Consider the following 13,263-nt stretch of genomic DNA (forward strand, 5'->3'; position numbering starts at 1 on the left):
GGTTGCAATCAGTGGGCGAATCGGCATACTCTATATCCCTGGAGCCGGACCACCACCTATGCGGAGGCGCATTTTGAACCCAAGGGCACTGCTTGAGAAATATTTCCCGGACAACGAGCAAGGACTGGATATCGTCTACCGGCACAGCCGCAAGGTGGCCGATAAGGCACTCGCCATAGCAACACGCGCCGGCAGAAGCGATGCGGAACTGCGCTTCATCGAGGAGGCCGCCCTGCTGCACGACATCGGCGTCGCCCGCACCTACGCCCCCAAGCTCAACTGCTTCGGCAAGTCCCCCTACATCTGCCACGGCCTGATCGGGCGGCAGATGCTGGAGTCCGAGGGGTTGCCGCATCACGCCCTGGTCTGCGAACGCCACATCGGGGTCGGGCTCACCGCACGCGACATAGCGGAGCAGAAGCTGCGCCTGCCGCTGCGGGAGATGTCCCCGGTCACCGACTGCGAGCGCATCGTGGCCCTCGCCGATCTCTTCTATTCCAAGAAAGGGGGAGAACTGGACTTCGAAAAAAGCCCGGACCAGGTGCGATCCGACCTGCTGCGCTTCGGACAGGAGAAGGTGCGCATCTTCGAGAGCTGGCTCAAGGAGTTCAGCCTCGACGGCGCCGAAGCACCCGCCCCATCTAATTAGTTCCCCGCCACTTCGCGGCCAACGAACTGTGCTATACTGTAAGCGCCCAGCCTCACAGGGCATTTTCCAGCATACGGCACAGGCTCCCCCCCCCCGGCCGATCATGTGCCTGCCACGGAAGGTGTTTTCATGGGAAAACCGCTCCGCGTTCTGATCGTTGAGGACTCCGAGGACGACGCCCTGCTCCTCATCTTCGAGTTGCGCCGCGGCAACTACGCGCCGGTATCCAGACGGGTCGAGAGCGCCGATGCAATGCGCAAGGCGCTGGCGGAGGAGGACTGGGACCTGGTGGTCTCCGATTACGTCCTTCCCGGGTTCACCGGCCTCGAGGCACTGCAGGTCCTGCGCGACTCCGGACTGGACATCCCCTTCATCATCGTTTCCGGCAAGATCGGCGAGGATACCGCGGTCGGCGCCATGAAGGAGGGGGCCAACGACTACCTCATCAAGGGGAACACCTCGCGGCTGATCCCCGCCATCGAGCGCGAGATGCAGGAAGCGCAGGTGCGGCGCAAGAAGCGCGAGGCGGAAGCGGCACTGGTCAGAAGCGAGCGGCGCTACAAGAGACTGGTGGCGGCCGTCACCGACTACATCTACACGGTGACCCTCAACGACGGAGACGTGGTGAAGACCTCGCACGGCCCGGGCTGCCTCTCGGTCACCGGCTACAGCGACGAGGAGTATCAGCAAAACCCCTTCCTCTGGTACCAGATGATCCACGAGGAGGACCGCGCCGCGGTGACCAGCCTCACCGAGGAGTTGCGCTCCGGCAAGGAGGTCCCCTCGGTCGAGCACCGGATCAGGCATAAGGACGGCTCGCTGCACTGGGTCATCAATACCATCGTGCCGCGCTACAGCGAACAGGGGGACCTGATCGCCTACGACGGCCTGATCTCCGACATATCCGAGCGCAAACAGGCCGAGGAGTCGCTGCGGGTGCAAAGCGCCGCCCTGGAAGCGGCGGCCAACGCCATCGTCATCACCGACAGCGACGGCATGGTGCTGTCGGTCAACGATGCGTTCACCAGGATGACCGGCTATACGCCGGAAGAATCCGTGGGGCGCGACCTGAGCTTTCTAAAATCGGACCGGCAGGACCCCGATCTGTACCATAACCTTTGGTCCACCATCATGGCCGGGAAGATCTGGCACGGCGAGCTGGTGAACCGGCGCAGAAACGGCGAACTCTACCCGGAGGAGCAGACCATCACGCCGGTACTGGACCAGGACGGCCGGATCAAGCATTTCATCTGCATCAAGCAGGACATCACCGAGCGCAAGCGCGCGGAACAGGCGCTGTTGCAGAACACGAGCATGCACAAGGAGATGGAGATCGCCAGGCAGATCCAGCTCTCGCTGCTGCCTGCCGCCCCGCCGCTTCTGACCGGTATAGACTGCGCCGGTCGCTGCGTCCCGGCAAGCCACATCGGCGGCGACTATTACGACATCCTGCTCCACGGCGAAAGGCTCGATCTGGTGATCGCGGATGTCTCGGGGCACAGCGTGGGTGCCGCCCTGATCATGGTGGAGACCCGCAGCGTGCTGCGCGCCCAGATGCCCGCCCTGGACGGCCCTGCCCAGGTGGTGGCGGCCCTGAACGAGATCCTGCACGACGACCTCTCCCGCGCCGAACTGTTCATTACCATGTCCTACCTAAGCTACCACCGGACTTCCGGGAAGCTGCGCTACAGTAACGCCGGCCATCCCCCTCCCCTGCTCTACCGCCCCGCCGAGGAGCGCTTCTTCGCCCTCGACGCCGAGGGGCTCATCCTGGGTGTGCAGCGCAGGGTCGCCTTCGACGAACCGGTCATGCAGGTGGAAAAAGGAGACCTGCTCCTTCTGTACACCGACGGCATCACCGAGACGCAAAACCCCTCCGGCGAGCTTTTCGGGGTGCAGCGGCTGAAGGGGGTTCTGACGCGCGAGCACCGCAAGCCTTCGGCCGCCATCATCGACGCCGTACTCGATGCCCTGCGGGCCTTCACCGGCTGCACCACCTTCGACGACGACATCTCCATGCTGCTGCTCAAATTCCTCCCCTGACGGCACCTCCCACCCCGTATTGCCTTCCCTGTATGACTTTTCTTGACGGCACGCTCGCAGATGGTGTAAACATACGCCATTCCATAGAAACAGGGGTGTGTACATGGCGAAAAAGATCTTCGTTGCGGCGACCGGACAAAACTGTGGCAAGACGACCATCAGCATTTCGCTCATGCACCAGGCCAGAAAGAAGTACCAAAGGGTCGGTTTCGTCAAACCCTTCGGGCCCAAAGTCCTTCTCTACGACGATTTCATGGTGGACATGGACGCCCTGCTCATGGCCAAGGCCTTCGGGCTGGAGGAGGACATCGCGCTGATGTCGCCGGTGGCGCTGTACCGGGATTTCACCAAGGACTACCTGGCAGGGAAACTGGACGACCTCTCCCTGGCGGACTGCATACTCGAAGCCGTGCGGGAGTTGGAGCAGAAATACGACTTTCTGATCATCGAAGGGGCGGGACACGGCGGCGTGGGTGCCGTCATCGGGCTTTCCAACGCCAAGGTGGCCAAACTGATCGGCGCGCCGGTCATGATCGTCAGCGAAAGCGGCATCGGCAAAGTGATCGACGCAGTGCACCTGAACCTGGCGCTGTACGAACGGGAGGGTGCGGACGTGAGGGGGATCATCGTCAACAAGATGATGCCCAGCAAGAAAGAGGTGACCACGAAGTATCTGAAGCGTGCCTTCGAGCCGCAGATCAAGGTGATCGACGGGTTCAACTATTCGCCGATCCTTGCCAATCCGACCCTCAGTCACATCTCGAAGCTTTTCGACCTCCCCCTGCAGGGGAATATCAACGAGAAAAGCAGGATCATCCACAACATACAGCTCGGAGCAGCCTCATCACAGCGGGTGATCGACGGGCTGCTCGATTCGACACTGATGATCGTGACCAGTTCCCGCGACGAACTGATCGTGACCCTCTCGTCGCTCTACCACATCCCCGCCTACAAGGAAAAGATCGCGGGGCTGGTCATATCGGGGCACGTGCCGGTATCAGAGGTGAGCCAGCAGATCCTGCACGATTCGCACATACCGTACATTCGTGTCGAGGAGACCACCGCCGAAGTCTTCACCGCGCTGTCTGACGACGTGGCGAAAATCACCTATGAAGACCAGGAAAAGCTGAACTGGATCATGGCCAACGCCGAGAGGGACGTGGACTTCGCGGCCATCGACGCATTGCTGTAAGAACAAAAACAGGGGCTGGGACTGGGGCTAGGGGCTGGTAAAATCCCCTTTCGCTCCACGTCCCCAACCCCTAGTCCCCAACCCCTAGTCCCCAACTCCCCTACTCCCCTACTCCCCTACTCCCCTACTCCCCTACTCCCCTACTCCCCTACTCCCCTACTCCCGTGCTCCCGTGCTCCCGTGCTTTAAGGGGACAGGCACCTGACGGAGCCAGTCCCCCTAGTCCCTAGTCCCTGCCTCTAGATCTTGGTCCCCGGCGGCTTCGACGGTATCTCCTGCTCCTTCTGACACTCGACGCAGTACGCGGTAAAGGGCATCAGCTTCAGCCGCTGCAGCCCGACCGGCTCTCCGCACCCTTCACACTTGCCGTAGGTCCCCAACTCCACACGTTTTTGCGCTTCCTCCAACGCGGTGAGCTGCTGCCGCCTGATGTCGGCAACGGCCAGCCCGGCGTCGGACAGGACGTCCAGCATGCTCTTCTCGCCCGGGTCCTGCGGTATGTCGTACTGGGTCGCCAGGTCCGCGCCGGCCTGGGCAAAAACATCTTCGCGCAGCTCCGCCCACAGCCGCCGCTTGTACTCCGCCAGCAGATTCCTGAATTCAAGCTGATCGCCTTGCAGTTTTTCCGGCATCTCGTCCTCCTAAAATCCGGTGACCGTCCCGGCTACCGGCGCCCTTGTTACCAAGCGCGTCAATCCCGGCCTCAGGGAACATCTTCGACGTCGCAAAGCGGGCAAAACAGCTCGCCGCTCTCCTTGTCCCTCTCAAGCTGTGAGCCACAAAGCGCGCAGACTGCGGTGGCGTCTTTGACCACGACCGGCTTGTCCTTCAGAATGTCTTCTTCCACGCTTACCCGTCTCATATGGCCTCCTTTGGCTGACTGCGGACCAAAACAGCCCAAAGTATACCTTAAAAAGAAAAAAAGGGCTTGGTATCCCCGTTCTATCTACCGGGGGGCCAAGCCCTGAACTTTTTATGCGCGGAGGCAAGCTGTGCCGGTTCAGCAAGTCTCTCCCGAGAGGAAGCCGGCATAGATGCATTCCATGAATTCCACCACCGCCGGATCCTGCCTGCGCTCGCTCTTCACCACGACACTGCGTCGCCGCGACTGCTCGAATCCGGCAACGACATGTTCCTGCAGCTGTCCGGCTTCAAGCTCCTTCGCCGCGATGCTGCGCGAGACGAAAGAGATACCGCCGCCGGCAAGCACCGTCTCCAGCGCCAGGCGGAGGTCGTCGACGACCACGACGGCCTTGAAATCGTCCACACTGCGGCCGGAGCGCGAGAGGTTTAGGTCCAGCAGGCGCCGTGAGGTGCAATCGGGTTTGCGGGCGATAAGGCAGTTCTCGAACAACTGATCGAGCTCCACCTCGCCCGTGGGGAGCCCCAGGGACGGCGCGCTGACGAACACCAGTCGGTCGCTCGGCAGTTCCACGACATCGAATCCGGGAACCTCCATCGTCTCGCAATGTTCGATAACCGCCAGGTCGAATTCGTTTTCCTGTAGCTCCTTCACGGCGCGGTCCAGCGAGTGGAACATGAAACGGAGATCGACGTTGTCGTCCTTGCGGGCCATGAATTTCTCCATGACCTGGGGCAGAAAGCCGACGCCGAAGGTCGGCGTACAACAGATGGCGAGGCGGGTTTTCTCCCCTCTCAGCTTCAGGTCGTTGGCGAGCTGCGCCTCCAAAAGGAGAATCTGTTCCGCTCGTTGCACCACGAGCCGCCCCGCGTCGGTCAGCAACAACAATTTCCCTGACCGGTCCACCATCTGGCAGCCGTAGTGGTCCTCGAGGTACTTGATCCGTTGCGACACAGCGGACTGCGTAATGGAAAGATCGGAGGCAGCCTTGGAAAAGCTTCCCACCTGCCCTAACACCACCAGCGTTTTCAGGTACTCAGTTTGCATTCAGTTTAACCTATATATGATAATCTTGATTCAGGTATACGCTTATAGCACGCCGCGCGCGCACAAGGCAAGGTTACTTTCCGGAAAAACCCCGGCAACCGAAGCAACTACGCAGATTATCGACGCAATTGCCGCACAACTTGAGTGGGAAATATCAGGGGTGCAAAAAAGCCGGATGAGGGAACCATCCGGCTTGGGGAAACACGTGGGAGTGGGGAGGAGCTTCAGGCTTCGCCGTATTCGATCTCCTCACCGAGGTAATTACGCACGAAGAGGCGGCGGCCGTCGGCGCTGAACCGGGCGGAGGAAACTTCCACCTTACCCTTGCCACCCGGCAGATCGATGACGTAGTGCGGTACCGCAAGGCCGGAGGTGTGCCCCCGCAGGGCCGCCATGACCGTGATGCCGTCGACGACGCGGGTACGGAAATGGGCGGTTCCCTGGACCAGGTCCATCTGGTGGATGTAGTAAGGGCGCACCCGGATGGCCAACAGGCGCTGCATCAGCTCGCGCATCACCTGGGGCTCATCGTTCACCCCCTTCAGGAGCACGCTCTGGTTGCCGAGCTGGACGCCGGCGTCGGCCAGCCGCGCGCAGGCGCGGGCCGACTGCTCCGTGATCTCGCGCGGGTGGTTGAAGTGGGTGTTGATGTAGAGCGGCTGGTGGTGCTTCAGCATGCGGGCGAGCCGCGCCGTGACCCGCTCGGGGAGGGTGACCGGGACGCGGGTGCCGATCCTGATGATCTCGACATGCGGGATGCGGCGCAGAGCGGTGAGGATCTGGTCCAGGCGGTCGTCGGAAAGGAGCAGCGGATCGCCGCCGGAAAGGATAACGTCGCGGATCTGGGGCTTGGAGGCGATGTAGGCCACGGCCTCGTCCACCGGTGCGGGGCTCATCCCCTGGCACCCTACTCCCCTCTTCCTCATGCAGAAGCGGCAGTAGACGGCGCAGGCGGTGGAAACCAGGAACACCACCCGGTCGGGGTAGCGGTGGATCAGGCCCGGTACCGGCGACAGGCGTTCCTCGTCCAGTGGATCCGGTGACTGGGCCAGGTCGCACAGCTCGGCCGGGTCAGGGACGCACTGGCGCCAGATCGGGTCGCCCGGCTCGCGGATCAGGCCGAGGTAGTACGGGGTAATGCGCATGGGATAGCGCCGCACCACATCGGCGAGGTCTTGGCCCTGCACATGAAAAAGCCCGGCAAGCTCCTCCGGGCTGGTGATGCATCTTTTAAGGCTGTGTTCCCAGGCTTCCATCAGACTTCGAGGGCTCCGATCAGGGAGCGTACGCTAGCGATGCCGTGGTCGACCAGGTACTGCTCCATTTCCTGCGCGATCCTTTGCGCAGCGGACGGATCGAGGAAACTCGCGGTGCCGACCTGGATGGCGGTGGCGCCGGCCAGCATGAACTCCAGGGCATCGCGGCCGTTCATGATCCCGCCGATGCCGATCAACGGCAGCTTGACCGCTTTCGCCACCTGCCAGACCATCCTGAGGGCCACGGGCTTGATGGCGGGACCGGAGAGGCCGCCGGTTACGTTGGCCAACACGGGGCGGCGGCGCTCCAGGTCGATGGCCATGCCGGTCAGGGTGTTGATGAGCGAGAGCGCGTCGGCACCAGCGTCGGCGCAGGCCTTGGCCATCAGAACGACGTCGGTCACGTTGGGGGAGAGCTTCACGATGAGCGGCTTGGAGGTGTTCCTCTTCACAAGGGAGACCACTTCCCGGGCGGCGCCGGGGTCGGTGCCGAACACGATCCCCCCCTGCTTCACGTTGGGGCAGGAGATGTTGACCTCGATGCCGGCCACGCCGGCCAGACCGTCCAGGCGGCTCGCCACCTCGCCGTACTCCTCCAGGGTGTTGCCGTAGAGGTTGGCGATCACCGGGGTGTTCACGTTCTTAAGGTAAGGGAGCTTTTGCTCGATGAAGGCGTCGATCCCCACGTTCTGCAGGCCGATGGCGTTCAGCATCCCGCCCGGCGTCTCCACGATGCGCGGTGTCGGGTTGCCGGCCTTGGGCTTCAGGGAGAGCCCCTTGGTCACCATGGCGCCGATGCTCTCCAGGTCGAGGTAGTCGGCGAACTCGGCGCCGTAGCCGAAGGTGCCGGAGGCGGTCATCACGGGGTTGCGCATCGGGATCCCGGCGAGGACCACGGACATGTCAGGTCGTTGCATTGCTAACTCCATTGCAGTTCAAAGCTGTCGAAGACGGGACCGTCCTTGCAGACGCAGCGGTAGTCGGGGGTCTCGTCGGTATGGTTGGCCCCCTTCATCACGCAGCCAAGGCAGGCGCCCACGCCGCAGGCCATGTACGCCTCCATGGAAACCTGGCAGGGGACGCCGTGTTTCTGGGACATCTTGGCGACGGCGTTCAGCATCGGGGTCGGGCCGCAAGCGAAGATGCGCATGCCGGAGGAGAGGTGGCGCTCCAGCACCTGGGTCACGAAACCGCGCTCGCCCAGGGTGCCGTCGTCGGTCGCCACGTAGGTCTCGACGCCCAACCTCTCAAACTCGGTGATGCAGAGAACGTCATCGCGGTTGCGTCCACCGGCGAAGAGACGCACCTTCTCGCCGCGCTCTTTCAACTCCTTGGCGAGGTAGTACAGCGGGGCGAGGCCCACGCCGCCACCCACCAGCACCTTCTCCTCACCGGCCGGGCCCATCTGGAACCCCTTGCCCAGCGGAACCAAAAGATCGACCAGGTCGCCGTGATGCAGCGCGGAGAGGAGCTTGGTCCCCTTACCCACCACCTTGTACAGGATCTCGCAGTAGACCTGGGCGCCGCAGCCGGCGTATTCGGGAACGAAGCTGCCGACGTCGAACAGGCCGAAGGGACGCCTGAGCAGCGGATCGATGGCGTCGTTCACCTTCAGCATGACGAACTGCCCCGGGACCGCGGAGGCGAGCTCCTGGGGGGCGGTCATCCTCATCCTGAAGTAATTGGGTGACACCTCGACATTGGAGATAACCATGGATTTAAACTGCATCGCATTCCTCTACTTGAGCTATGGATAGGTCCATCAGAATGGCATCGTCGCCATTTTCATAATAGTTCTTGCGCCGCCCCACCTCGGCGAAGCCAAGGCGCCGGTACAGCGAGATCGCCTCGTGGTTGCCCACCCGCACTTCCAGGCAGAGCATGCGCAACGTATGCTCGCGGCAAAAGGCGATGGCCCAGTCGACCAAAGCGCGGCCGATGCCGCCCCCTCGGAAGGCGGGGTCGACGGCGACGTCGAGGATCTCCGCCTCGTCCAAGACCTGCTTCAGGCAGAGGTATCCGGCGACCACTCCTTCGCCGGTCGCGGCCACCATCGGGTGGCTGTCGGGATGCTCGATCTCGTCCAGAAAATGGCGCCGGGTCCAGGGGCGGGGGAACGATGCCGACTCGATCTGGAGAACGCTGTCTAAGTCCCCGTCACACATGGCACGTAATGTTATTTTCATCCCCGAGGCTGACACAGCAAGGCATATTAAGCAAAGGACATGGCGAAGTAAACAACTTTTTCACTTTGACTTTTACGGGGGAATGGGATAGATTTCGTCTTTACTTTATCGGAGGTTTCGCCTTGAAAGAGAAGAAAATCACATACAAAGACGCCGGGGTAGACATAGACGCCGGCAATACTTTCGTCAAGATGATCAAGCCGTTGGTGAAGGCTACTTCCCGTCCGGAAGTCCTCGCCGACATAGGCGGATTTGGCGGTCTCTTCTCACTGAACACCGGGAAGTACAAACATCCCGTGCTCGTCTCCGGCACCGACGGTGTCGGCACCAAGCTGAAACTTGCCTTCCTGGCCGACCGCCATGACACCATCGGCATCGACCTGGTAGCTATGTGCGTCAACGACATCATCGTGCAGGGCGCCGAGCCCCTGTTCTTCCTGGACTACCTCGCCACCGCCAAGCTCGACCCGGCCAAGGGCGCCTCGATCATCAAGGGCGTTTCCGAAGGCTGCGTGCAGGCCGGCTGCGCCCTGATCGGCGGCGAGACCGCCGAGATGCCCGGTTTCTACACCGGCGACGAGTACGACATGGCCGGCTTCGCGGTCGGCGTGGTCGAGCGTGAGAAGATCATCGACGGCTCCTCCATCACCGTGGGCAACAAGCTGATCGGCCTCTCCTCTTCCGGCCTGCACTCCAACGGCTACTCCCTGGCCAGGAAGGTCATCCTGGAGCACATGGGGCTCAACATCAACGACGAGCTCCCGGGCCTGGGCAAGACCGTCGCCGAAGAACTGCTCACCCCGACCCGCATCTACGTCCGTTCCGTGCTGAACCTGCTCAGGGACTTCAACATCAGCGGCCTGGCCCACATCACCGGCGGTGGTCTGCTGGAGAACGTCCCCCGCGTGCTGCCCAACGGCTGCAAGGCCGTCATCAAGAAGGACAGCTGGGACGTACCCGAGATCTTCAAGATCATCGAGAAAGGCGGCAACATCGAGGAGAACGAGATGTACCGCACCTTCAACTGCGGCATCGGCATGGTCCTCGTTGTCCCCGAGAACGAGGCCGACGATATCATGATCAGACTCTCCGGGCTCAACGAAACCGCATTCATGATCGGCGAAGTGGTCAAGTGCGAAGCCGGCAAGGAGTGCGTGGAGCTGGTCTAGTCCGCGGAGCCTGTATGGGAAAAGAGCTCAAAATAGGGGTACTGATCTCGGGCAGCGGCAGCAACCTGCAGTCGATCATGGACGCCTGCGCCGCAGGCGCCATCAACGGGCGCGTGGTCTGCGTGATCAGCAACAAGGCCGATGCCTTCGGGCTCGAGCGCGCCAGGAAGGCCGGCATACCGGCGCTGCACCTCGATCACCGTGCCTACTCCGGCCGTGAGGCCTACGACGAGGCGCTGGTGGCGACCCTGCGTGAGTTCGACGTGGAACTGGTGGTGCTGGCGGGCTTCATGCGCATCATCACCTCGGTGCTTTTGGATGCCTTCCCGATGCGGGTCATGAACATCCATCCTGCGCTGCTCCCCGCCTTCCCCGGGTTGCACGCCCAGCGCCAGGCGCTGGAATACGGTGCCAAGGTCGCCGGGTGCACCGTCCACTTCGTGGACTGCGGCACCGACACCGGCCCCATCATCATCCAGGCGGCGGTACCGGTCCTGGAGGGGGACACCGAGGAAAGCCTGTGTGCCCGCATCCAGAAGGAAGAGCACCGCATCTACCCGGAAGCGGTTCGGCTCTTTTCCGAAGGGCTCCTTCAGGTCGACGGCAGGGTGGTCACCGTCTCGGCGTAACTCCCGGTCTAACGGAACATGAAAGCCCCTTGGCATTGCCAGGGGGCTTTTTTATTTCCCCTTTCATCCCTTTCTGTTATAACCACGCCCATGTCCATCCATCGCACCGCCACATTGCTCATCTTCTCCCTGCTGGCCGCCCTGCTCTGCGGCTGCTCCATCACCCAGGCGCTACGCGTCCGGGACCGCGAAAGGGTCGACGTGCCGACCATGATTGCAGGCATCTCCGACGCGCCGGTGCTGTTCCTTGGGGAGAGACACGACGCCTCGGCTCATCACGAGCTGCAACTGCGTGTCCTTGAAGCTCTGAAGGCTCAGGGCAAAGAGGTCGTTATCGGCATGGAGATGTTCGAGCAGGTAAGCCAGCCCGCGCTGGACGCCTGGAGCGCCGGACGGGTACCGGAATCCGCCTTCAGAAAGGTCTACGAGTGGAGCTGGCGTCATATCCCCTGGGGGATGTACAGCGATATCTTTTTCTTCGCCCGCGACAACCATATCCCGATCGTGGCGCTGAACGCGCCGCGCGGGGTGGTGCAGGCCGTGGCACAGCGGGGATTCGCGTCCCTCACGCCCGCGCAGCTCGCTGAACTGCCGCCGGACGTCGACGCCAGGGTGACCGACCAATTCCTCGACTCAATGCGGGAATATTCCCCGACTCACGGCAGAAACAGCGAGGGTTTCCGGCACATCGCGGAGGCGCAGATGCTGCGCAACATGGTCATGGCCAGGCGCATCAGCGACTACCTCTCGGCTCACCCGAAAAAGGTCATGGTGGTCATTGCAGGCGGGGGACATGCGCGCGGGGTGGGAGGAGTACCTGCCGAATTGAGGGGGAACGTGGCGTACCGGATCGTACTCCCCCCTGTGCCGCCGCTGGACGAGGAGAGCGTCACGGTCCAGGACGCTGATTACCTACTGATCGAGCGCTTCTAAGCGGTAATAGCAGAGGTCAGAGTTGCCGGTCCAGTTGCTGGTCCAGGGAGTAGAGCCAGGCCAACAGTTCGGCGACGGCCTGATACAGCTCCGGCGGGATCTCGGCGTCCAGATCCACCTGCATAAGCATGGCGACCAGTTCGGAAGACTGGTGCACGTACACGCCGTGTTCCTTGGCCAGCGAGATGATCGCCTCCGCACTGATGCCGGCGCCCTTGGCGATGACCCTGGGAGCACCCCCCTCATCGGGGTTGTAGGCCATGGCGACCGCGCGCTTCATGTCCGAGGTCTTCTTAGCCATCTTTGGCCGCCATCTTGTTCAGGTGCAGTCCCTGGGCGGCAAGCGAGGCGCGCAGCTCGCCGCTTTGGGTACGCATGAGCTCGGCAGCGCCGGGCCGGTCACAGACCAGTTCCACGTTGATACCTTCCGGAGTGAAACGAAGCCTCGCTTCGACCGCCCCCAGGCGCGGCAGTTCCAGGGAGAGGTTCGCCTCTACCCCCTGGTCCCACTGTTCGGCGCTCCCCTCCCCCACCACCAGTTTCATCTCCTGTCCGGGCCACGCCTCCCCCTGCCAGGCCAGCACGCCGGTATTCAACAGGTGGAGCTGCTCCTTGATGAGCGGCAGCGTACGGCTGTCGGCGATGGCGCCGCCTGCCGTTTCGTCTCCGGCCGAGCCCGACTCCCTCTCCGACAACAGCCGGGAAAGCTTACCCTGGGGCTCCTTGAGCAGTTCCTTGAGGGAAAAACCGCCCAGAGCCCACTGGGCCAGGTGCGATTCGTAGAAGAGGCCGTTCTGGGTGAGGCTCGTTTTCAGCCTCCCGGCAAGCTGGGCGGCCGCCTGCTCCGGGTGCTCGACCAGCGGCTCCTGGGCCGGCGGCAGGCCCGGCGCGTTCTGCACCACGTCGGCGAGCCACTTGCCCATCGAGCTTAACTGCACGGATTCGGTCTGGGGACGCAACATCTGGAAGGTGACCCGGGGGTCTGCGGTGACGAAGGTAAGCTCCAGGGTTTCCCCCGGCTGCACGTTGAGCGGGATCTCCAGCTTGTAGAGCTCGCCCGCGACCCGCGCCATGTACATGCTGTTGGGGAGGTTGGCGATGATCTCGGCCTTGACCTGCTGCCCGGGGTTGAGCTGCAACAGCGAACTGGCGCGCTCCTGCACGTCGGCGGTCGGGGTGACCGCCGTCTTGGCGAGGATGGTCAGTACCTGTTTTTGGACTTCGTCGTTGATCAACATGGCCGCCCCCAAAAAGGCGAAAGACGTTCTACGTTCTACGAGGCGAAAAACGTTCTACG

At 62.5% G+C, this 13,263-nt stretch carries 15 protein-coding genes; 6 read left to right on the forward strand and 9 right to left on the reverse strand.

Going from position 1 to position 13,263, the window contains the following annotated elements:
- Nucleotides 1-73: 73 nt before the first annotated feature.
- The 3 genes from KP004_RS10915 (at nt 74) to KP004_RS10925 (ending at nt 3,884) form a co-directional block, all read left to right on the forward strand.
- Entirely contained in the window at nt 74-649 is a 576-nt protein-coding gene (locus KP004_RS10915; RefSeq protein WP_216798578.1) for an HD domain-containing protein, read from the forward strand.
- A 129-nt stretch (nt 650-778) separates the two neighbouring features.
- Complete coding sequence (locus KP004_RS10920; protein WP_216798579.1) at nt 779-2,692, forward strand: SpoIIE family protein phosphatase; 1,914 nt, start codon at nt 779-781, stop codon at nt 2,690-2,692.
- Nucleotides 2,693-2,795: 103 nt separating this feature from the next.
- Nucleotides 2,796-3,884: a dethiobiotin synthase gene (locus KP004_RS10925; protein ID WP_216798580.1), complete on the forward strand. Its 1,089-nt coding sequence runs from the start codon at nt 2,796-2,798 to the stop codon at nt 3,882-3,884.
- Nucleotides 3,885-4,123: 239 nt separating this feature from the next.
- Here KP004_RS10925 and KP004_RS10930 read toward each other — a convergent pair whose 3' ends face one another.
- The 7 genes from KP004_RS10930 to rimI all read right to left on the reverse strand — a co-directional run bounded on the left by KP004_RS10930 (nt 4,124) and on the right by rimI (nt 9,235).
- Complete coding sequence (locus tag KP004_RS10930) at nt 4,124-4,516, reverse strand: TraR/DksA family transcriptional regulator (protein ID WP_216798581.1); 393 nt, start codon at nt 4,514-4,516, stop codon at nt 4,124-4,126.
- 71 nt (nt 4,517-4,587) lie between these two features.
- Entirely contained in the window at nt 4,588-4,746 is a 159-nt protein-coding gene (locus KP004_RS10935; protein WP_216798582.1) for a hypothetical protein, read from the reverse strand.
- Between the two features lie 138 nt (nt 4,747-4,884).
- The gene (locus KP004_RS10940) at nt 4,885-5,793 is read right to left on the reverse strand and encodes a LysR family transcriptional regulator (RefSeq protein ID WP_216798583.1); all 909 of its coding nucleotides are present in this window, start codon (nt 5,791-5,793) and stop codon (nt 4,885-4,887) included.
- A 224-nt stretch (nt 5,794-6,017) separates the two neighbouring features.
- A complete protein-coding gene (locus KP004_RS10945; RefSeq protein WP_216798584.1) occupies nt 6,018-7,049 on the reverse strand; it encodes a KamA family radical SAM protein in 1,032 nt (343 codons plus the stop codon).
- A complete protein-coding gene (locus KP004_RS10950; protein WP_216798585.1) occupies nt 7,049-7,966 on the reverse strand; it encodes a dihydroorotate dehydrogenase in 918 nt (305 codons plus the stop codon). Before KP004_RS10950 ends, KP004_RS10945 begins: the two co-directional genes overlap by 1 nt.
- A 2-nt stretch (nt 7,967-7,968) precedes the next feature.
- Nucleotides 7,969-8,778: a dihydroorotate dehydrogenase electron transfer subunit gene (locus tag KP004_RS10955; RefSeq protein WP_216791848.1), complete on the reverse strand. Its 810-nt coding sequence runs from the start codon at nt 8,776-8,778 to the stop codon at nt 7,969-7,971.
- A complete protein-coding gene (gene rimI / locus KP004_RS10960; RefSeq protein ID WP_216798586.1) occupies nt 8,768-9,235 on the reverse strand; it encodes a ribosomal protein S18-alanine N-acetyltransferase in 468 nt (155 codons plus the stop codon). Before rimI ends, KP004_RS10955 begins: the two co-directional genes overlap by 11 nt.
- Before the next feature lie 122 nt (nt 9,236-9,357).
- Here rimI and purM point away from each other — a divergent pair, with 122 nt between their 5' ends.
- The 3 genes from purM to KP004_RS10975 all read left to right on the forward strand — a co-directional run bounded on the left by purM (nt 9,358) and on the right by KP004_RS10975 (nt 11,966).
- Nucleotides 9,358-10,404 carry a phosphoribosylformylglycinamidine cyclo-ligase gene (gene purM / locus KP004_RS10965; protein WP_216798587.1) on the forward strand — a complete coding sequence of 349 codons (1,047 nt, stop codon included), beginning with the start codon at nt 9,358-9,360 and terminating at the stop codon, nt 10,402-10,404.
- Nucleotides 10,405-10,418: 14 nt separating this feature from the next.
- A complete protein-coding gene (gene purN / locus KP004_RS10970) occupies nt 10,419-11,033 on the forward strand; it encodes a phosphoribosylglycinamide formyltransferase (RefSeq protein WP_216798588.1) in 615 nt (204 codons plus the stop codon).
- A gap of 90 nt (nt 11,034-11,123) precedes the next feature.
- Nucleotides 11,124-11,966 carry a ChaN family lipoprotein gene (locus tag KP004_RS10975; protein ID WP_216798589.1) on the forward strand — a complete coding sequence of 281 codons (843 nt, stop codon included), beginning with the start codon at nt 11,124-11,126 and terminating at the stop codon, nt 11,964-11,966.
- A 16-nt stretch (nt 11,967-11,982) separates the two neighbouring features.
- Here the strand turns inward: KP004_RS10975 and KP004_RS10980 are convergent, their stop codons facing one another.
- Both KP004_RS10980 and fliK read right to left on the reverse strand, forming a co-directional pair.
- Nucleotides 11,983-12,267, reverse strand: a complete 285-nt coding sequence (locus tag KP004_RS10980; RefSeq protein ID WP_216798590.1) for an EscU/YscU/HrcU family type III secretion system export apparatus switch protein — start codon at nt 12,265-12,267, stop codon at nt 11,983-11,985.
- Nucleotides 12,260-13,204 (reverse strand): flagellar hook-length control protein FliK, encoded by a 945-nt coding sequence (fliK, locus tag KP004_RS10985; protein WP_216798591.1) that lies wholly within the window; start codon nt 13,202-13,204, stop codon nt 12,260-12,262. The genes KP004_RS10980 and fliK overlap by 8 nt, the downstream gene beginning before the upstream one ends.
- Nucleotides 13,205-13,263: the final 59 nt, after the last annotated feature.

The organism is Geomonas oryzisoli (genome assembly GCF_018986915.1).
Classification (GTDB): Bacteria; Desulfobacterota; Desulfuromonadia; order Geobacterales; family Geobacteraceae; genus Geomonas; species Geomonas oryzisoli.

Bases quoted from the DNA above. Each gene is read 5' to 3' on its own strand.
- KP004_RS10920 (WP_216798579.1), top strand. From the start codon at position 779: ATGGGAAAACCGCTCCGCGTTCTGATCGTTGAGGACTCCGAGGACGAC.
- KP004_RS10925 (WP_216798580.1), top strand. From the start codon at position 2,796: ATGGCGAAAAAGATCTTCGTTGCGGCGACCGGACAAAACTGTGGCAAG.
- KP004_RS10930 (WP_216798581.1), bottom strand. From the start codon at position 4,516: ATGCCGGAAAAACTGCAAGGCGATCAGCTTGAATTCAGGAATCTGCTG.
- KP004_RS10935 (WP_216798582.1), bottom strand. From the start codon at position 4,746: ATGAGACGGGTAAGCGTGGAAGAAGACATTCTGAAGGACAAGCCGGTC.
- KP004_RS10940 (WP_216798583.1), bottom strand. From the start codon at position 5,793: ATGCAAACTGAGTACCTGAAAACGCTGGTGGTGTTAGGGCAGGTGGGA.
- KP004_RS10945 (WP_216798584.1), bottom strand. From the start codon at position 7,049: ATGGAAGCCTGGGAACACAGCCTTAAAAGATGCATCACCAGCCCGGAG.
- KP004_RS10950 (WP_216798585.1), bottom strand. From the start codon at position 7,966: ATGCAACGACCTGACATGTCCGTGGTCCTCGCCGGGATCCCGATGCGC.
- KP004_RS10955 (WP_216791848.1), bottom strand. From the start codon at position 8,778: ATGCAGTTTAAATCCATGGTTATCTCCAATGTCGAGGTGTCACCCAAT.
- rimI (WP_216798586.1), bottom strand. From the start codon at position 9,235: ATGAAAATAACATTACGTGCCATGTGTGACGGGGACTTAGACAGCGTT.
- purN (WP_216798588.1), top strand. From the start codon at position 10,419: ATGGGAAAAGAGCTCAAAATAGGGGTACTGATCTCGGGCAGCGGCAGC.
- KP004_RS10975 (WP_216798589.1), top strand. From the start codon at position 11,124: ATGTCCATCCATCGCACCGCCACATTGCTCATCTTCTCCCTGCTGGCC.
- KP004_RS10980 (WP_216798590.1), bottom strand. From the start codon at position 12,267: ATGGCTAAGAAGACCTCGGACATGAAGCGCGCGGTCGCCATGGCCTAC.
- fliK (WP_216798591.1), bottom strand. From the start codon at position 13,204: ATGTTGATCAACGACGAAGTCCAAAAACAGGTACTGACCATCCTCGCC.